The following is a 19,697-nucleotide window of genomic DNA, read 5'->3' as shown; positions in this document are numbered from 1 at the left end:
AAGTAGACTATGTAACAAGATTTTTAACAAAATAACGTTTAGGCAAGTGTTTTTCGTTTCATCCTTGTCTAAAATACACGCTGGTTTTCGGTACAATGCTGAAAATCTAACATTGGCTGCGCGAGGAAAAAAGACATGCTTGAAGCCTTTTATGCCACAGAGCGCGGTAGTCTAGAAGATGCAACCATCAACGGCAGCTTTGATATGCACCCTGAACTGGTGTGGATTGACCTCATCGCCCCCTCGCAGGAAGAACAACAATGGGTGCTGGATGCCTATGACCGTAACCTGCCCACCTTAAAGTCACTTGAAGACATTTCCTCATCGGCGCGATTTTACCGTGATGACGATGGTATTTTACATATCAGCACCTATTTTTTAACAAAGAATAAAAACTATCAGGTGGATGGGGATGCGGAAGAATCATCCCACATGCTGGCAATGGTGCAAACAGTTGCGTTCATTCTGCATAAAGACCGCCTGTTTACCCTGCGCGGTGAAAAGCTGGTGGCGTTCCGTGCGTTCCGTGCGCGTGCGCGGCGCAATGATTATGACATGGACTATAAAGATCCAACCTGGATTTTATTGGGCCTGCTTGAGGCAAAGCTGGATGAACTTGCCGATATCCTCGAAGATATCCACAAGGATCTGGAAAGATACTCAACCGAAGTGTTGAATAACCATCACCGTGAAAAGGTGCTGGATCTGGATGACATGATTACGCGTCTGGCACAGCAGGAAGACATGCTCGGAAAAGCCCAGCTGTGTTTGATTGACCTACGTCGGGTACTGACCTTTTTGTCTCGTCCACGCGCTTTAGGCAGCCATATTTATGATGCCGATATTCGCGAGTTAAGTGAGGATGTTCGCTCGCTGGTGGAACATGATGCGTTCCTGTTCCAGAAAGTACGATTCTTGCTCGATACCACCTCTGGATTCATTAACACAGAACAGAACGACACGATTCGTCGATTCTCGATCTTGCCAAGCATGCTTGCCCCTCCGATGCTGATCGCCAGTATTTATGGCATGAACACGGATGTACTGCCCTTTGCCCATGGCAACCTCAGCTTTTGGATTGTCAGTGGCATTTTAATGGCATTTTTGGTGTTGCCGATGGTGTATTTCCGCTGGAAAAAATGGATTTAATAAAAAAGCACCTGATGGTGCTTTTTTATTTCGACAAGATTTTGATCAAATTAGCTTCAAGTCATCTTGTAAATGGCTGGCCTGGATGATTTTCAGCATCTTCTCAGAAACATTTTTAAAATGCAGCCCCTTGTTCTCAGGTGTTTGGCGCAACCATTGTACCAACACCGCCAAAGACAAGGTATTACCATTTTCAAGCTGAGCCAAATCAACAACCAAGGGGAAAGCCTTGTGCTGTTGAATATGCTTTAATCCAGCCTGATAAACCTGTTCCGCATTTTCAAAGTTAATCGTCTTGCAAACGACTAACTGCTGGTCAATATACTCAATCACCCGTCACCACCTTATTTTTTGCTTACGGCAGCATTTGCATCTGGTTTAAAGGTTGCAATCGCTTTATTGATATCACCACCATTACGCTGAACCGTTGCCGCAAATTGGTTACGGAACTGTAAACCAAGGTCAATGCCAGATACATTGATATTACGTACTTTCCACTGATCGCCCTTGTCCGTTAACTGGAACGACACAGGAATCTTTTCACCATTGTGCAGGAAGTCTAAAGTTACCACAGGGTTTTTACTGTTTGACGCTTTATAAGGGCGCATGGTATAGCTTTCGTTGGTGTATTTCGCAAAAGCACCACCATAGTTTTCGATGATCACTTCACGGAAGTTTTTCTCAAACTGGGCGCGCTGTGCAGCATTGGTATATTGGTTATTGGCATAAGTACCCAACACAATACGTGTAAACGCCTGTGAGTCTACATAGGGGTCGAGATTTTGACGAATAATCGTTCTTACCAAAGCTGGGTTATTCTGTAATTTCGCATTATCTGCCTTTAAACGGGTAATCAGCCCATCAGCGACACGCTTGACAAAATCAGGTGGAGTTTCTGTTGGTGCTGCAAATGCTGTGGTTGCAAGCATAGCCGATAATACGCTTGCTGTTAGCGTTTGTTTCAATAATGTGTTCACGGACAATCTCCTAACCTAAATTACTCAGCGAAAGATGGTTCTGCTTCAGCAGCGGCTGGCTGCGAAGTTGAACCCTCTGTTGCGGTTGAGCCAGTTGTGGCTTTACCAGCACCACCTGTAATAAATTTGCTAATTAAATCTTCTAAATCCATTGTACCCTGGGTATTTGAAACCACATCACCACGTTTAAGGTAGCTCACACCACCACCTGGCACCACTTTCAAATATTTCTCACCCAGAAGACCATTGGTTGCAACCATAATATAAGCATCCTCATCCAGGCTGGTGATGGAGGTCATGTTGCGGATGAGTTGCTGTTCCATTTCTTTTTGTTTCGCAGCATCGGCCTGCTCATAATCAGCACTGTAGCGCAACTCTTCAAGTGCGTTCTTTTGCACTTCCTTGAGTTGCTCTGGACTAAAGCTGGTCAAGTTACCATCAAGGTCAAACTTGACTGTTGCCAGACGTGACACTGGATCAAGGGTAATGGATTCTACACGGCCAATGGTGACACCACTCATGGTTACCTTGGCACGTGGTTTTAAACCATTCACATTATCAAACTGCGCTGTCATGCTGTAGCTGTCACGTAAATTGGTACCAACCAAGCCACTGACCTTCATCGCAAGAAAAAATAGAGCAATACCGAAGATAATGACAAAAATACCTACGGCCAGCTCACTAGTACGTGATTTCATTAAATCCCTCCGAACATGACCGCAGTCAACACGAAATCAAAACCTAATACACAAAGTGAAGAATATACGACCGTTCTGGTCATTGCAGTCGCGATACCTTCAGGTGTCGGGTCACAGGCATAGCCCTGATAGACCGCTACCCATGTACAAATCAGGGCAAATACAATACTTTTAATAATGGTGCCATTGAAAATGTCATGCCAGAACTGCACGCTGCTTTGCATACCACTCCAGAATGAACCTTCATCAGCGCCCAAGAAATCAACCCCCACCATCTTGCCGCCAATAATGCCAATGGTTGCAAAAATCACGGTGAGCATTGGCAGACTGACAATCCCTGCCCATAAACGTGGGGAAACAATTTGACGAAGTGGATCAACCCCGATCATTTCCATACTGGCAAGCTGTTCACTCTGCTTCATGGAACCAATTTCAGCGGTCAATGCTGAACCTGCACGGCCTGCGAACAGCAAGGCAGCCACCACAGATGCCAGTTCACGTAATAGTGTCAGTGAGATTGCTGTACCCAGCATCGCCTCACTGCCAAAGGTGACCAGAATGCTATACATCTGCAAGCCAAGAACAGCACCAATAAACAAGCCTGAAACTGCGATAATCAGCAGGGACATCACCCCAACACGATACATCTGGTACACAAAACGCTGAAAGCCACCTTTAGATGGCATGGAAAATAAAACTTGCAGCAGCATCAGTGCCGCAGCACCAATTCCCTTTATTCGCTCAATAACGAGTCTACCTAGCCAGGCAATCGCATTCATGGACGAACCTCGTTATCTAAATATGCTTGGTGAGTAAATTGATATTCGACAGGTCCCTCAACCGAACCTGTTAAAAACTGGCGCACAAATGGTGATGCGTGATTTTTTAATTGTTCAGGTGAACCTTCACCCTGAATTTTACCTTCCGCCACCACATAAATATAGTCAGCAATCGACAGTGTCTCTGAGACATCATGTGAGACAACAATGGTCGTTAAATCCAACGCTTCACGCAGGGAACGGATTAAACGGGTAAGCACCCCCATCACTATCGGGTCCTGTCCTGCAAAGGGTTCGTCATACATGATCAGTTCAGGATCAAGCGCAATAGCACGTGCCAAAGCTACACGGCGGTTCATACCACCCGAAAGCTCAGTTGGCATCAACTGCTCAGCCCCACGTAAACCGACGGATTCAAGTTTTAATGCCACCAGTTCTGCGATGAGGTGTTCTGGCAATCTGGTATGTGCACGAATCGGGAATGCCACATTTTCATACACTGACATATCGGTAAACAGCGCACCACTCTGGAATAACATACCCATACGGGCACGCGCAGCAAACAACTCATTGCGTGACATGGATGCAATATTTTTACCATCCAGTAGAACTTCACCCTGATCGGGACTCAGTTGTCCACCAATCAAACGCAATAAAGTGGTTTTACCTGTACCTGACGGTCCCATAATGGCAGTAATTTGACCACGCCGAATTTTAAGGCTGATATCGTCATAAATGACGCGTTCTCCTCGATTAAAGCTCAGGTTTTTAAGTTCAATTAGGGCTTCGCTATCGAGAGGAGATTTGTTATTCATAATGGCATTCATTCCTGCACTTTTTATGCACGCATACTATACACTGAAAGACTAAATCGTTGTTTTTATTTTGATGAGCGACGTATGAAGATTGTTAGGGTCTGTTGACATTTCAGCCATGTCTTGCGTTATCGGCTAAAACGACATAAACAAGGCATGAAACGTAGGCAATGGCGACCCCCTTGTCAAGTTTCATAACGCGGTTTAGGGAAGTTTTAGCCATAACCCTGCGGGACAGGGACATTTTTTGCCGCTACAGCGTTATGCCTTATTCATTTAGAATAGCTAAATTTCATAAGCCATGCCTTGTATCGTCTAAAAAATATCCTCTGTCGCAAGCATCTGTGAAATGTCAACAGACCCTAATTTATATAGTTATTTTTTGAGACGACCTGACTGGTGGTTTGGCTGGAATTGACATCTACGGAATCGGCGTGATTGGCACCAAAAAGTGCATAGGCGAAAAACAGGCCATTACACAGCATCAAAAAGGCATGGCAGTCCATCATTTCATATGAAAAACCACATTTGACTCAAAAGACTTTTGTTTTGATTAAGCCTTTTTTATTTCTTATGCAAAATTTGAATTAGCACACATTTTAACAAATTTACCTGACTAATCCCAAACAAAAAAGCCAGTTTTACAACTGGCTTCTTCTTTTCATCGGTTTCTATCGATTAAAAGTCATTTTTGCGACGACGGTCACCACCGAAGCCACCTTCACGTGCTGGACGATCACCAAAATCACGCTTTGGACGGTCTTCACCACCGAAACTACGCTTTGGACGGTCTTCACCACCGAAACTACGTTTTGGGCGATCTTCACCACCGAAACTACGTTTTGGACGGTCACTGAAACCACCCTCGCGTTGTGGACGATCACCAAAATCGCGCTTTGGACGGTCGCCGAAACCACCCTCACGTTGTGGACGATCACCAAAATCACGTTTTGGACGGTCGCTAAAACCACCCTCACGGCGTGGTTTATAGTCTACGCGGTTGCCACGGTTGTCATCATTCGCGTCAAAACGTGGTTTATCGTTAAAACCACCCTCACGGCGTGGACGGTCAGAATTGAACTCGCGGCGTGGACGCTCTTCACCACCAAAGCTACGCTTTGGACGGTCTTCAAAACCGCCTTCACGGCGTGGGCGATCAGAATTAAACTCGCGGCGTGGACGCTCTTCAGCACCAAACGCTGGACGCTCACCACGAGGTTTATCATCAAAGCTACGGCGTGGACGATCATCACCGCCTTCACGGCGCTTGAAGTTACCTTCACCTTCAAAACGGCGACCACCACCGAAACCACCACGACCACGACCGCCACCATCACGGCCACCGCCATTACCACCGCGACCACGGCCACCACCACCATCACGACCTGAACGTGCAGGAGGTGGAGATGGCTCTAAACCTTCGATTTCAGATACATTTAAACGTGCATCTAAATAATCTTCTAAAGCACGGATTTTGCCACGCTCACGGTAAGTTGCCAAAGTAACAGCTTGACCTGTACGACCCGCACGACCTGTACGACCAATACGGTGTACATAGTCTTCATTTTTCATCGGTAAACCGAAGTTGATTACGTGTGAAATTGTTGGTACGTCTAAACCACGCGCTGCAACGTCAGTCGCCACCAGGATTTTTGCACGGCCTTCACGAATACTACGTAAACGACGGTTACGAACGGTTTGAGGCATTGCACCATGTAGCGCAACAACCGAGTGACCCGCTTCAGCTAATTCTTCAGCAAGCATATCTGTATCTTCTTGCGTGCTTGCGAATACAACAGCTTGATCTACTGATTCGTCAGATAACCAATGCGTAAGTAATTTTTTCTTGTGTTCGAAACCATCAGTCCAATGTAATGTTTGCGTTACATCAGTATTGGTGCTGTGACCAGTTTCGATTGCAATACGTTGTGGATCATTCATCATGCGCTCAGCAAGACGAATAATACGATCTGCAAATGTTGCAGAGAACATCAATGTTTGTTTACGGTTTGCAGCTAATTCACCAATTGCTTCTAAGTCTTCAGAGAAACCTAGATCAAGCATACGGTCAGCTTCATCAACAATTAATGATTCAACTTTATCAAGTTTAATTTGACGACGGTTTACAAGGTCAAGTAAACGACCTGGAGTCGCGACAACAACCTGAGCGCCTTTAAGCTGTTGAATTTGCTTACCAAAAGGCATACCACCCATAATTGCAGCAATACGAACACCTTTCATGTGACGTACAAATGCAATCGCATCTTGGCTAACTTGTTGAGCCAATTCACGTGTAGGAGAAATAACCAAAATAGTGGGTTGTGTTACGGCTTTCATACGGTCTTTAAAAGAAACAAAAGCTTCTTCGCCAGCTAAAGCATTCAATGTAGGGAGTAAGAATGCAGCTGTTTTACCAGAACCAGTCTGGCTTGAAACTAATAAATCTTTACCTGCTAAAGCAGCTGGAATCGCTTGTTCTTGCACAGGAGTTGGTGTGGTAAAACCTAAACCTTCAAGCGCTTGTTGTAAGGTTTCGTGTAAAGAAAATTCGGCAAAAGTTTTGCTCATAGAGAGTTTCACCCTAATGGGTGCTCCATTTTAATAAATACAAAAAATAGACATCGGCAACAAGCGGCAAAGCGACTCAAGCTGAATATAAATACAATTCAGTGGCAATCCGAATAACGACGATGTGGACTAAACGCACGCTTGATTACTGCCTCAACCTGAAGAATCGCTAAGCGATTTGGGCGCAAGATGTGGTCCTCTCTATGGACAGCGAGCGCATAATATGAATAGAACTGAATGTTCAGGTAATGAACTGGAATTTAAGTGCGTGGGCGGATTATAGCAGAATAATTTTAAAAGTCACCTTTTTTAATAGGTTTTTCTATTGAATCACCTTTATTATTTGTATCTGAGCGATTACTAAAGAAATCATGACCAAGATAGCTCTTTAATTATTCTCAAGTCCTCATAAAAAACCCTCAAATATTGAGGGTCTTTTTAGTAATCTATAAATTATTTTGCAGCTTCGCCCCAAGCTGGAACAACCGCCTGCATCAACGGTTTTAACATCTTGAGTGAACAGGCAATCACCTGACCATTGTCAAATGAATCATTACCACCACGTGCATCAACGACTGCACCGCCCGCTTCCTTTACAATCAACTCACCCGCGGCAATATCCCACGGTTTTAAACCAAGCTCAAAGAAACCATCAAAACGACCTGCAGCGACATAAGCTAAATCTAAAGCAGCAGAGCCATCACGACGGATTTGCGCGCCTGATTTAGTTACAGCCAACAAAGAAGCGAAATGCTGTTCTGCATAAGAAACGATTTCACCATTACGCTTTGCGCGGTAAGGATGCCCAACCGCAAGGAAAGTATTTTCCAAGGAATCTTTTAGATTGACACGAATACGGCGCTGGTTCATGACTGCACCACGGCCACGGCTTGCAGAGAATAATTCATCACGCACTGGATCGTAGATCACACCGTGCTGAGTTACGCCTTTATGTTGTACAGCGATAGAAATAGAGAAATGAGGAAAACCGTTGATAAAGTTTTGAGTACCATCTAAAGGATCAATCACCCAGCACCAATCTGCATCGTGACCTTTACCTTCTTGCATGCCAAACTCTTCACCAAGGAAGCTATGGTTTTTATAACTTTTACGAAGCGTATCAATTGTAAGTTGTTCGATATAACGGTCAACACGCGTTACTGGACCATCAATGCCTTTTTCTTCAACTTGTAAATCGAGTTTATGACGATTTTGATGTGCCTTTAAAAGCTCTTGACCAACTGTTTGAGCCGCACGCGCAGCCATAACCACCATAGGTTCCATTGAACACCCACTACAAATTTGAAGATTTTGACAAAGAATAATGCATAAAAGCCCCTATATTCTATCAAATATAAGGGCTTTTAGGTAAAAAATGTTTACGAAAAATTATTTCTGTTTTTTATCTAAAACCAAGCACGTTCAATTGAAGCTAAAATTCCATGCGCATCCAAACCACAATCGGCAAGCATTTGTTGATGTGTAGCTTGATGTAAAAACTCATCTGGCAAACCCAAATTAAGGATTGGCTTTACGATTTTTGCTTGTGCGAGGAATTCATTTACTGCACTTCCCGCACCTGCCATCACGGCATGTTCTTCAACAGTTACGAAAAGCTGAGTTCGTTCAGCAAGTTTGCGTATCATTTGTTCATCCAGTGGCTTCACAAAACGCATATTTACCACACGCACACCAATTGCATGTTTATTCGCAAATTGTTGCGCTGCTTCGACTGAAGCTGCCACTCGACTACCGAAAGCCAAAATACCAATCTGCTGATCTGCATCCAAATTAAATTCTGCAACGATTTCAGCTTTACCAATTTCTAAAGCAGTCATTTGTTGTTGAATTTCTACACCTGTACCGACACCACGTGGGTAACGAACTGCTGTTGGACCTTTATAATGATATGCAGTGTGTAGCATTTGACGACATTCATTTTCGTCTTTTGGCGCCATGATCACCATGTTAGGTACAGTACGCATATAGGCATAATCATATGCACCTGCATGGGTCGGACCATCTTCACCGACTAAACCAGCACGATCAATTCCAAAAGTGACATCCAGATTCTGTAACGCAACATCATGGATCAACTGGTCATAGCCACGCTGTAAAAAGGTCGAATAGATTGCTACAACAGGTTTTAAACCTTCACACGCCATACCCGCGGCTAAAGTCACTGCATGTTGTTCAGCAATCGCCACATCAAAGAAGCGTTCAGGATATTGCTGTGCGAATTGCACCATGCCTGAACCTTCACACATGGCTGGGGTGATTGCGAGTAAACGATCATCTTGCGCTGCTTCATCACATAACCATTGTCCAAACACGTCTGAGTATTTAGGCGGTGATTTTTTTGCAGGAGCAGATATTGTAGGTGCAATTTTAGTAATCGCATGATAGGTAATCGGGTCTGCTTCAGCAGGCGAAAATCCTTTACCCTTTTTGGTATAAATATGCACTAAACGAGGGCCTTTACGTTTTTTAAGCGCATGAAAAACTTGTGTGAGTTGTTCAACATCATGCCCATCAAATGGCCCAAAATAATCAAAACCAATCGCTTTAAATAAGTTATCTGCTGCATCTGTTGCCGACTGGTGTAACCGTGAGTTATAAGTCCACTTCGGATGTGGCTGAACATAGGCTTCACCCTGTTCATTGACATTGATGAACTGACCTGTTTCCCAAATCGCTGCCAAATGCTTGGCAAAGCCGCCTGTACTGCAGGAGATCGACATATCATTGTCATTCAGCACCACAATCAGGTCGGCATCATGGGCAACCGCATCATTCATGGCTTCAAAGGCCATACCTGCGGTCATTGCACCATCACCGACAATGGCAACCACATCGCATGGGTCTTTTTGGTAGCGACGTGCCAACGCCATACCAAGACCAGCAGAAATTGCTGTTGATGAATGGCCTACCCCAAAAGTATCAAACTCGGATTCTTCACGGGCAGGAAATGCAGCCAAACCATCTTTGGCACGGATCGTGGTAATTCTGTCACGGCGACCTGTCAACACCTTGTGTGGATAAGCCTGATGACCCACATCCCAAACCAGACGGTCCTGAGGTGTATTAAAACAATAATGCAACGCAACTGTCAGTTCAATCACACCTAAATTTGCGCCAAAGTGACCACCGCTTTGTCCCGCCGCATACAGAATATATTGACGCAACTCATCCGCCACTTGTGGGAGCAGGCCTTGTTCGAGCTGACGTAATTGTTGTGGATGATCAATTCGATCTAACAATGGCGTAACAGGACGTTGAGTTGGAATTTCGGTATACAACATAATGTGGCGAAGCCTTTTTAAGCCTGGCAAATCCGAAGCTGGGTTAAATGGGGGCAATCATACAATTAAATATGATCTACCTTCAATCAGCCACATGGGCGAATGATGTCGTGCTAAACATTCTCATGCCAGTCTTAGGGACTGGCTGGCAGATTATCCTGAATTATGTCACTGTTTATCAACCATTATTGTGTGCTTTGTATGAAAAAGAAAAACTTATGTGAAAAATCAGAAATTCCAATTCACGCAATCTTCACACATTCAGCTATACTTTGACTGTTTTTATTATCATAGTGAGCGTTCTGTGCCAATTGAATTTGTTGCAACATCAAGGCTACCAACCGCTTTTGGTGACTTCAATATTTCCGTGTTTCAAGACCCAGCAACGGGCGAAGAGCATGTGGCGCTTTCCAAAGGACTAGAAACTGCACCAAATCAGCCCGTACTCGTGCGTATCCATTCTGAATGTTTGACTGGTGATGCCTTTGCCTCATTGAAGTGCGACTGTGGACCTCAGTTACAAGCCACACAACGAATGATCAATGAAGCGGGTCAGGGTGTGATTTTATATTTGCGTCAGGAAGGTCGTGGGATTGGCTTGACCAATAAAATTCGTGCCTATGCCCTACAGGATCAGGGGCATGATACAGTCGATGCCAACCTGTTGTTAAATTTGCCTGCCGATGCCCGCCGTTACGATATGTGCAGCATTATGCTGGATCATCTGCAAGTCAAAGAAGTGAAGTTGATCACCAACAATCCTTTAAAATTAAAGGCATTGACTGATCTTGGCATTAATGTAGTGGAGCGTGTTCCACTTACAGTGGGCCGTAATCCATTCAATGAACATTATTTAAAAACTAAAAGTGAACGCATGGATCACCTATATAAAAAAGATGACTTCTGATTCATTTTTTGCAAAATGTTTAAAAATAAGGCAATTAAGCGATTTTTATGGTAAAAGGCAAAAATCCCTTACTTTTTCTATGGATTTTATGTTTTGATATAAGCAATTCCTAGATCACTTTAAGAGGATCATCATGCAGCATCCAACTTCAGCTGATATTCACCGTGTTCGTGAGTTTTTACTCGACCTACAGGCACGGATTTGTGCAGGATTAGAACAACAGGAACGTGCAGGCGGTGGAACCGCTGAGTTTATCATTGATGATTGGCAACGAACCGAAGGCGGTGGTGGTCGTTCCCGTGTTCTGCAAAATGGTGAAGTGATTGAAAAAGGTGGGGTCATGTTTTCCCACATCAATATCAGCAAGCTGCCTGCTTCCGCAACTGAACGCCATCCGCAGATTGCGGGCGCAAAGGCTCAGGCTTTGGGTGTGTCGCTGGTCATTCATCCAAAAAATCCAAATATTCCAACCTCCCATGCCAATGTCCGTTTATTTGTGGCTGAACCTGAGGGACAGGACCCAGTGTGGTGGTTTGGCGGTGGTTTTGACTTAACCCCGTTCTATCCAGATGATCAGGATATTTTAGACTGGCATCAAACTGCCTATGACTTATGTCAGCCATTTGGTGAAAATGTTTATGCCGAGCATAAACAATGGTGTGATGATTATTTCTATTTAAAACACCGTGATGAACAGCGTGGCGTGGGTGGTTTGTTCTTTGATGATCTCAATCAATGGGATTTTGAAACCTGTTTTCAATATATGCAGGCTGTTGGTAATGGTTATTTAGCAGCAATCCTGCCAATTTTTGAAAAGCATCGTGAGCAGCCATATACCGAAGCTCAGCGCGAGTTCCAGTTGTATCGTCGTGGTCGTTATGTTGAATACAATCTGGTTTATGATCGTGGCACCTTGTTTGGTTTACAAACAGGTGGACGAATTGAATCGATCTTGGTCAGTTTACCTAATCTTGCAGGCTGGTCGTATCGTCCTGAATGGGATGAAAACTCACCTGAAAAACGTCTCACTGATTATTATTTAAAACCAAGAGACTGGTTGGGTTTGCAAAAGTAAAATAGATCATCCCTGACATAAAGTCGGGGATTTTTTTGTAGCATAATTTGCATTTCAACCAAAATGACGTACAATTATTAAAAATAAGTACGTCAATAGGGCAAATAATGAATACAAAGTTGACTTTAAGACTCAATGATGAATTGATAAAACATGCCAAGCAGTATGCCAAACTTCATCACACTTCTGTTTCTCAGTTAGTCGCAGAATATTTTTTACAACTTCAAAAAATACAACAGCAAGTTGAACATTCACCACTGCCTAGCATTACTCAACAACTCAGTGGAATTTTGAAAGAGCATGATGTAACAGATGTAAAAACAGAATATTACGATGCTTTAGAGAAAAAATATCAATGAAAGTACTATTTGATACCAATATTGTTTTGGATGTCCTATTAAAGCGTGAACCTTTTTATACATCGGCTAGCCAACTGATGAGCAAAGTTGAACAACAGGAGATAGAGGGATATTTATCTGCAACAACAATTACTACAGTATTTTATCTTTTGGCAAAATCATTGGATAAAAATGCAGCTCAACATTACCTAAAACTCATTTTACAACTCTTTCAAATTGCAGCAGTGAATCAAATAGTGATTGAACAAGCTGTTCTATCCAATTTTAGTGACTTTGAAGATGCGGTCTTATATCAGGCAGCAAAACAGGCACAATGTGAAATGATTATTACCCGAAATCTTAATGATTTTAAACTTGCGTCCATTCCTGTAATGACCGCAGAGCAGTTTTTAATTCATCATATGCAATAATCTTGCAGCAACATCCACATATTTATACACTCGTTCAATAGCTATCTCATCTAAACATTTATCATGACCAAACAATTTGCTGTAATTGGAAATCCAATTGAACAATCCCGCTCACCAGAATTACATCATGCTTTTGCAGCCAAAACAGGTGTTGATTTAAATTATAAAAAAATTCTTGCACCGCTGGATGGCTTTGAAAATACGGCAAAGGATTTTTTTGAGCAAGGCGGTGCTGGAATGAATGTGACTGTTCCCTTTAAAGAACAGGCATTTGCCTTATGTGATCAACTGACCGAACGCGCCAGAATTGCCAAAGCCGTGAATACCTTATGGATGCAGGATGGCAAACTTTTTGGCGATAATACCGATGGTCAGGGTTTAGTTGCAGCCATTCAGGCTTTGGGCTGGAATCTTGCCAACAGTCGCATTCTGATTTTAGGGGCTGGCGGTGCGACCCGTGGTGTGATCTATCCACTGATGCAGGCAGGTGCAAAACAGATTGTCATTGCCAACCGTACTTTAGCCCGTGCACAACAACTGGTTGAAGATTTAAAAGAGGCTGTACCACGGGCAAAATTACAGGCGATAGGGCTGGATCAACTTTCTGGTGAGTTTGATGTTGTGATTAATGCAACGTCAGCCAGCTTAACAGGTGATACGTTACAACTGCCAGAAACCCTACTTTTCCATCATGCCTATGAAATGGCGTATGGCAAATCCTCCAGTTTTCTGGATCAGGCTCAGGCACGTCAGGTTCCATCCACCGATGGCTTTGGTATGCTGGTTGGACAGGCAATTGAGGCCTTTTCAATCTGGAATGGAGTAAAACCTGAACTTAAAGATTTTTTATAAGTGTTCAGTAAAATTCGGCAAAAAGAACCTGCCTATTGCGCAGGTTCTTTTTTTGGGGATTAAATTATTTGCTGCTCAGCATTTTCTGATAAACATCCTTAAAGACTTCATAATCAATAAACTCATTATGCTCAGCCTTTAAGTTCTTGATTGACTTCTCAGACAGCTGGTTTTTGCGTGCATCCACATAAACCTGTCCCAGAATATTGGCTGTTTGTTCCAGAACGTTTTTTTCCTCAGGATATGTGCCATTTTCACGTTCAAACTGGATTTGATACTGTTTGGCAAAAATCTGCTGTGGCTGTTTATATTGTGCCTTTAACTTTTTCAGGGCCTGACGATCCTGATCACCACGCATGGCATCGTTCACAATACGGTCCACCGCCCGACCCAGCTTGTCATCAAACTGGTCTTCCTGTTCAAGGTGGTGCTTGCCTTGTAAACCCTCAATCGCTTTCAGTGCCTTGCCCTCTGGGTTATACACTTCCTCATCTGAGTACCAGTAGGCATAGACACTGGCAATTTCCTGCAACTCCTGAGTGGAATAACGCTGCACAACCTGTGGCTGGCTTTCAATCAACTTGGCAATAAATACTGCTTTATAGGTTTGTTCATAGGAATGGGTTACATCATAACGCTGTTCCGCAATGACTTTCAGTTGATCATCCAGAGACAAAGTATAAGGCTGTGCAGCGCGCTCCTGAATGCCAGACTGGCCTAGTTTTTCCGAGAAGCTGCCAATCGCTTGTTCCAGCATGGAACCCTTGCTTGCTTCCGCCCATGTTTTTGCACGTTTCAACTGTGCCTGATCAATCGGGGTGGCCTTGCCGTAGTTTGAAATCTGCATATCCGCTTTTAGGTTAAAGCGTGACTTAAATTCTGGTAAGGCATAATTTAGGTCATAATCCAGCTTAATTGCACGTCCCTTTACATCCAGTCCCACATCCATCACAAATGGGTTGCGTTGACTCACAGGTGGCAAGGCTGCATCTATGTCTGCCTGATGCTTGATCCAGAGTGCCTTAAATGCCTGATCATCAATAAACTGGTTTTGGTCATACGCTGCAAATATCTTTTCCAAGGCTTGCAGTTTTTCCAGATAAGCTCCCAGACGTGGCGTGGTTTCCTGACCAAATATGTCCACGTCGTAAACAGTTTGGCAATACTGCACATCACCATAAGTGGTTTTAGTGGTATTTTGCAGTGCCAGACACTGTTCAGCAGTCAATCCCTGCTCATCTGCAGCAGCCTCATCGGTGTTCTCCAGTGAATCCACTGTGTCTTGTGCCTGTCCAGCGGCCTGCGCCGCATCTTCAGAAGCAGAACCATAGGACTCATCTGCATCATCAACACCCAGATGTTGATTGACCAGACGATAAAGCTGTTGACTGACCACACTGGCATCATCGGCCGAGTTTTTTGAAACCAGCACAGAGGAATCCGCTGATTTAGCCTGTGACTGAACCGCGGCATCCGCCTCATCTGCAACCAGTTTCTCTAAACTCTTTTCCTTGAAATTCAGGACCTGCTGTACCAGATATTTTTCATTGACCTTGTTATACAGGTTTGCCTGAAGAATGAGCTCCTCAACCGAAGTTTTAAGGCGAATCTTTTCCATAACCCCTGCGGCATGGTCATTTGAAGAAACTGCAAGCGCCTGTATGTCATTTGGATTTGCCAGACGGTAATACACCGCACTAGACGCCTTGACATACTCAGCAAATTTCTTGATATCCACCTGCTTGAACCAATGCTGGTATTTTGAAAAATCCAGATAGGCCAGATTGTTCTGGTTTTCCTTATTCACCAGATAGGGCATCAGGGCGAAGTAGTTGATATAGAATTTATAATCATTCAGGTCAAGCACCATAGGCACTTTCGCCTGTACCAGCAAAGTCGGTTTTTCATAACGCGCGGTAAGGTTGAATGATCCCATTTTCTGGCGATAATGCACTGAACCATCATATTCAAATTGCATGTCATTCAGAACATTGGCCATGACACGGGTAAACTTGTCCGCCTTGCTGCCGCCAAACTGTTTTGGCTGTTGGGCAAGGGTTTCATATAAAGCCTGCTTCTGTGCAGTGTTCAGGTTGACTTTCTGTTCGCGCAGATATTGATCGACCTTTTGCTTTACATTGGCATCCAGAACGGCCTTGTCATCTTTGCCTACGCTTTTATTTTGGTCCAGATCAACATGGACATTAAATTTTCCACGGTAGTCATAGCTGGGATATTCATACATCGCATTGATGCTGTTAATGGCTTTCTGTTCAAGGTTTGCAGTAGCAGAATTGGTTTTAATGACATGCTGGGAACATGCAGAAAGACTAAACCCCAATACACATAAAGTTAAATATTTTAAACGCATAGTTTTACCAAACACCCTTATATCATTATATTTACAACTGTAAATTTAATCATTTTCATATTTAAAATGAGTTTCAAACACCAGTGGGAAGATGACTTTTGCACGCCTCTCTCATCTGATCAATTCGCTTTTCTGACAGTCTTTTCCATAGTGTTTATCAATGTATTTTTATCACCATTGTGAATAATCAAAGTACTGATACAGATAATCCACAACGATTCAAATACAGGATTAAGATTATGCCAGCTTATAAAGCCCCGCTCCGTGATGTTCGCTTCTTAATGAATGAAGTGTTTGATTATCCTGCACACTACCAAACTTTGGCAAGCGGTCAAAATGCTGATGCTGAAACCGTTGATATGATTCTTGAAGGTGCGGCAGATTACTGCGAAAACGTACTTTCTCCAATCAATCAGTCTGGCGATGAAGAAGGTTGTACTTTTAACAACGGCGAAGTAACTACTCCTAAAGGCTTCAAAGAAGCATACGACCAATTCGTCATGGGTGGCTGGCAAGGTCTTTCCTACCCTGAAGAGTTTGGTGGTCAAGGCCTGCCAATGTCTTTAAACCTCGTCAAGTCTGAAATGATGGGTACTGCAAACTGGTCATTCACCATGTACCCAGGTTTAAGTACAGGTTGTATGAACACCATCATGCAATTCGGTACTGATGAGCAAAAAAATACCTATATGCCTAAACTGGTTGAAGGTACTTGGTCTGGCACAATGTGCTTAACTGAACCTCAATGTGGTACAGACTTGGGGCAGGTGAAAACCAAGGCAGAAGCTGCTGCTGATGGTACTTATAAAATCTCTGGTACTAAAATCTTCATCTCTGCAGGTGAACACGATTTAACAGACAATATCATTCATATCGTACTTGCGCGTCTTCCAGATGCACCTGCAGGTACTCGTGGTATTTCTTTATTCATCGTACCGAAATTCATCCCGACTGCTGACGGCGGTGTAGGTGAGCGCAATACCGTTTCTTGTGGTTCGATCGAACACAAAATGGGTATCCGTGCTTCAGCAACTGCGGTATTGAACTTTGACAATGCAACAGGTTACCTCATCGGTGAAGTAAACAAAGGTTTACATGCGATGTTTACGTTCATGAACACTGCTCGTATTGGTACAGCGATTCAAGGTATTGCACATGCTGAACTTTCTTTCCAAGGTGCGTTACCTTATGCGAAAGATCGTATGTCTATGCGTGCCCTTTCTGGTAAGAAAGAGCCTGAGCGTGTAGCTGATGCAATTATTCACCACGCAGATGTTCGCCGCATGCTTTTAACTCAAAAAGCAGTAGCTGAAGGCGGTCGTGCAATGATTTATCACGCTGCAAAACTTGCAGACAAAATGACTGATGCTCTTGTAAATGGCGACCAAGCTGCTTATGAAGCTGCTGATGACAAACTAGGTTTCTATACCCCGATTCTTAAAGGTTTCTTGACTGAACTAGGTTTGGAAGCTGCAAACCATGGGATCCAAGTATATGGTGGTCATGGTTTCATCAAAGAATGGGGTATGGAACAAATCGCACGTGATGCACGTATCTCAACATTATATGAAGGTACAACGGGTGTCCAAGCACTTGACTTATTAGGTCGTAAAGTTCTTTTAAGTTCAAAAGGTAAAGTCGTTCGTGACTATACTGCTGAAATCTTGAAATTCTGTGCTACGCATGCGCGTAACAAGCATTTACGTCGTTTCGCTTGGGACTTAACCAAGCTTTGCGCTCAATGGAACACATTAACTGTTCGCATCATGCTTGCAGCTCGTAAAGACCGTGACATCGTATCTTCTGCTTCTAATGATTTCTTGATGTTCTCTGGTTATGTGATGATGGCTTATTTCTGGGCTCAACAGGCAGTGGTTGCTTCTGAAAAACTGGAAGCAGGCAACGGTGCTGAAACTCCTGAATTCTATAAAGCAAAAATCAAGGTTGCTGAATTCTACTTTGACCGTTTGTTGCCACGTGCGCAAGGTCATGCAGAATCAATGGTTTCGACTTCACGTACCTTGACTTCACTTGCACCAGAACACTTCAGCTTTGATTACTAATCGGGACTGACAAAAAAGAGCGCTTGATGCGCTCTTTTTTTATTCTCAATTTTTTATTCCGCCTTTTCAAAAACATAGGCTTTCTTGGGAAATGGATATTCTTTAAAAAACTTGCGGTTGCGCCCCTGATCCCCATTCCAGATTTTATCCAGATCCATCACAAGACTCTGATCCTGATTGATCTGGTAATATAAATTCACGTCAGCGGCAGCACAGCGCACCACAATCTCTTTTTCCACTGGGTCAACATGCCACTGCACCTGCTTACAGGTTTGCTCAATTTTGGCAACATTACGCGATAAATCTGAACCCAGGCGACCGAAACTGGTATTGGTCCAGTAGACAGAGCCATCCTCCAGCAAGTTCATAATATATTCCGCTTCTTTCTCTTTATTGACACAACCCGCGAAAGCATCGGTACATGGAATACGCGCATGATAACGCCCCACATAGGCCAGTTCAGTTTCAGACAGTTTAGTCGGTGTATGCTTGTGTGTCACAGGACGAGGCAGGGTGGCCTGTCCAGCAACCTGGGTTAATGACATCCCCTGCTGCGGGTCTGATTCCATGATTTCATGACTCGGTTGCGTCTGGGCCTGTTGTTTAGCGGATTCAGGGTGATGGCTATCACAGGCGCTCAACCCAAAGCTCAAGAGAGCACCTACGCTAAACCACGATAAGAATAACCTGAACTGCATATCCATAAATCTCTAACATCGATATCGTGACCATTTCACCTCACCATTCCAATAAATAAACTTTTTGGAAAGATCAAAACGATTGAACCGTTTTGTTATATGCCTCCAAAAGTCCATTCGTGGAGTATTTTGATAAGAGCGAAATTTCGATTAACCCAAGCCATATGCTTTAAGTCGGTGCATTTTAGGCGATACTGTCGTTTTTTCCATCAGCCTTTTACACACCGTAACGATTCTCCCATCTGTTTAAACTTTAAAAAAACCAGTTCATCCCTATCTCATTATTAACAGCGATTTATCATGAATGAAGTCTCATTCCGTTGCTGTATCAAATATTTTAGGAGAAAAATTAAATGGCCAATTCTGGTTTATATCGCTCAAACCAACAAAGCATGATCGCTGGTGTAATGGGCGGTATTGCGGAACGTTTTGGTTGGAATGCGAATTTACTACGTTTAATCTTTGTGATTATTTCAATTATGAGCGCCGCTTTCCCAGGTATTTTGGTGTATTTAATCATGTGGTTAGTCATTCCAAAAAGACAGGCGAATCGGGTTGAGCATGTACAAGGTTACAACCAACCTGTTAAAACAGTGTATGAAGATCAAGGAATCAAACGTTAATCTTATTTTTTAGTTTGGTCGCTACGGTTGGATTTACCCCTATACAACCGT

General features: G+C 43.4%; 18 protein-coding genes. 8 read left to right on the top strand and 10 right to left on the bottom strand.

What is annotated here, in order from left to right; genetic code table 11:
* Positions 1 to 135: 135 nt before the first annotated feature.
* Entirely contained in the window at positions 136 to 1,149 is a 1,014-nt protein-coding gene (locus F973_RS05895; RefSeq protein ID WP_004760626.1) for a CorA family divalent cation transporter, read from the top strand.
* Positions 1,150 to 1,194: 45 nt separating this feature from the next.
* Here F973_RS05895 and F973_RS05890 read toward each other — a convergent pair whose 3' ends face one another.
* From F973_RS05890 to dxs, 8 genes are all read right to left on the bottom strand, one after another.
* Complete coding sequence (locus tag F973_RS05890; RefSeq protein WP_004760625.1) at positions 1,195 to 1,482, bottom strand: STAS domain-containing protein; 288 nt, start codon at positions 1,480 to 1,482, stop codon at positions 1,195 to 1,197.
* A gap of 11 nt (positions 1,483 to 1,493) precedes the next feature.
* A complete protein-coding gene (locus F973_RS05885; protein ID WP_004760622.1) occupies positions 1,494 to 2,126 on the bottom strand; it encodes an MlaC/ttg2D family ABC transporter substrate-binding protein in 633 nt (210 codons plus the stop codon).
* Positions 2,127 to 2,146: 20 nt separating this feature from the next.
* Positions 2,147 to 2,824, bottom strand: coding sequence for an outer membrane lipid asymmetry maintenance protein MlaD (locus F973_RS05880; protein WP_004760621.1), 678 nt, complete (start codon positions 2,822 to 2,824; stop codon positions 2,147 to 2,149).
* Entirely contained in the window at positions 2,824 to 3,603 is a 780-nt protein-coding gene (gene mlaE / locus F973_RS05875) for a lipid asymmetry maintenance ABC transporter permease subunit MlaE (RefSeq protein ID WP_004678635.1), read from the bottom strand. Before mlaE ends, F973_RS05880 begins: the two co-directional genes overlap by 1 nt.
* The gene (locus F973_RS05870) at positions 3,600 to 4,418 is read right to left on the bottom strand and encodes an ABC transporter ATP-binding protein (RefSeq protein WP_004760619.1); all 819 of its coding nucleotides are present in this window, start codon (positions 4,416 to 4,418) and stop codon (positions 3,600 to 3,602) included. Before F973_RS05870 ends, mlaE begins: the two co-directional genes overlap by 4 nt.
* A 678-nt stretch (positions 4,419 to 5,096) precedes the next feature.
* The gene (locus F973_RS05865) at positions 5,097 to 6,986 is read right to left on the bottom strand and encodes a DEAD/DEAH box helicase (protein WP_004760617.1); all 1,890 of its coding nucleotides are present in this window, start codon (positions 6,984 to 6,986) and stop codon (positions 5,097 to 5,099) included.
* 453 nt (positions 6,987 to 7,439) lie between these two features.
* Positions 7,440 to 8,270, bottom strand: coding sequence for an inositol monophosphatase family protein (locus F973_RS05860; RefSeq protein ID WP_004760615.1), 831 nt, complete (start codon positions 8,268 to 8,270; stop codon positions 7,440 to 7,442).
* Between the two features lie 122 nt (positions 8,271 to 8,392).
* Positions 8,393 to 10,288, bottom strand: a complete 1,896-nt coding sequence (gene dxs, locus F973_RS05855) for a 1-deoxy-D-xylulose-5-phosphate synthase (RefSeq protein WP_004760614.1) — start codon at positions 10,286 to 10,288, stop codon at positions 8,393 to 8,395.
* A gap of 304 nt (positions 10,289 to 10,592) precedes the next feature.
* Between dxs and ribA the strand changes: the two genes are divergently transcribed.
* The 5 genes from ribA to aroE all read left to right on the top strand — a co-directional run bounded on the left by ribA (position 10,593) and on the right by aroE (position 13,891).
* The gene (ribA, locus tag F973_RS05850) at positions 10,593 to 11,195 is read left to right on the top strand and encodes a GTP cyclohydrolase II (RefSeq protein WP_004760611.1); all 603 of its coding nucleotides are present in this window, start codon (positions 10,593 to 10,595) and stop codon (positions 11,193 to 11,195) included.
* 133 nt (positions 11,196 to 11,328) lie between these two features.
* Positions 11,329 to 12,270: an oxygen-dependent coproporphyrinogen oxidase gene (hemF, locus tag F973_RS05845; protein WP_004760610.1), complete on the top strand. Its 942-nt coding sequence runs from the start codon at positions 11,329 to 11,331 to the stop codon at positions 12,268 to 12,270.
* A 107-nt stretch (positions 12,271 to 12,377) separates the two neighbouring features.
* A complete protein-coding gene (locus F973_RS05840) occupies positions 12,378 to 12,629 on the top strand; it encodes a DUF6364 family protein (protein ID WP_004760608.1) in 252 nt (83 codons plus the stop codon).
* Positions 12,626 to 13,039 carry a PIN domain-containing protein gene (locus F973_RS05835; protein WP_004760606.1) on the top strand — a complete coding sequence of 138 codons (414 nt, stop codon included), beginning with the start codon at positions 12,626 to 12,628 and terminating at the stop codon, positions 13,037 to 13,039. The genes F973_RS05840 and F973_RS05835 overlap by 4 nt, the downstream gene beginning before the upstream one ends.
* A gap of 63 nt (positions 13,040 to 13,102) precedes the next feature.
* Positions 13,103 to 13,891, top strand: a complete 789-nt coding sequence (aroE, locus tag F973_RS05830) for a shikimate dehydrogenase (protein WP_004760605.1) — start codon at positions 13,103 to 13,105, stop codon at positions 13,889 to 13,891.
* Between the two features lie 64 nt (positions 13,892 to 13,955).
* On the opposite strand, the gene F973_RS05825 is transcribed toward aroE, so the two are convergent.
* A complete protein-coding gene (locus F973_RS05825; protein WP_004760604.1) occupies positions 13,956 to 16,262 on the bottom strand; it encodes a hypothetical protein in 2,307 nt (768 codons plus the stop codon).
* Between the two features lie 239 nt (positions 16,263 to 16,501).
* Between F973_RS05825 and F973_RS05820 the strand changes: the two genes are divergently transcribed.
* The gene (locus F973_RS05820; protein ID WP_004760603.1) at positions 16,502 to 18,325 is read left to right on the top strand and encodes an acyl-CoA dehydrogenase C-terminal domain-containing protein; all 1,824 of its coding nucleotides are present in this window, start codon (positions 16,502 to 16,504) and stop codon (positions 18,323 to 18,325) included.
* 53 nt (positions 18,326 to 18,378) lie between these two features.
* On the opposite strand, the gene F973_RS05815 is transcribed toward F973_RS05820, so the two are convergent.
* Positions 18,379 to 19,023, bottom strand: coding sequence for a hypothetical protein (locus tag F973_RS05815; protein WP_004760602.1), 645 nt, complete (start codon positions 19,021 to 19,023; stop codon positions 18,379 to 18,381).
* Between the two features lie 353 nt (positions 19,024 to 19,376).
* Between F973_RS05815 and F973_RS05810 the strand changes: the two genes are divergently transcribed.
* The gene (locus F973_RS05810; protein WP_004760601.1) at positions 19,377 to 19,646 is read left to right on the top strand and encodes a PspC domain-containing protein; all 270 of its coding nucleotides are present in this window, start codon (positions 19,377 to 19,379) and stop codon (positions 19,644 to 19,646) included.
* Positions 19,647 to 19,697: the final 51 nt, after the last annotated feature.

The organism is Acinetobacter sp. CIP 102129 (assembly GCF_000368305.1).
Classification (GTDB): domain Bacteria; phylum Pseudomonadota; class Gammaproteobacteria; order Pseudomonadales; family Moraxellaceae; genus Acinetobacter; species Acinetobacter parvus.
The sequence above is the reverse complement of the archived record's forward strand: the minus strand, read 5'-3'. Positions and strand labels throughout refer to the sequence as shown.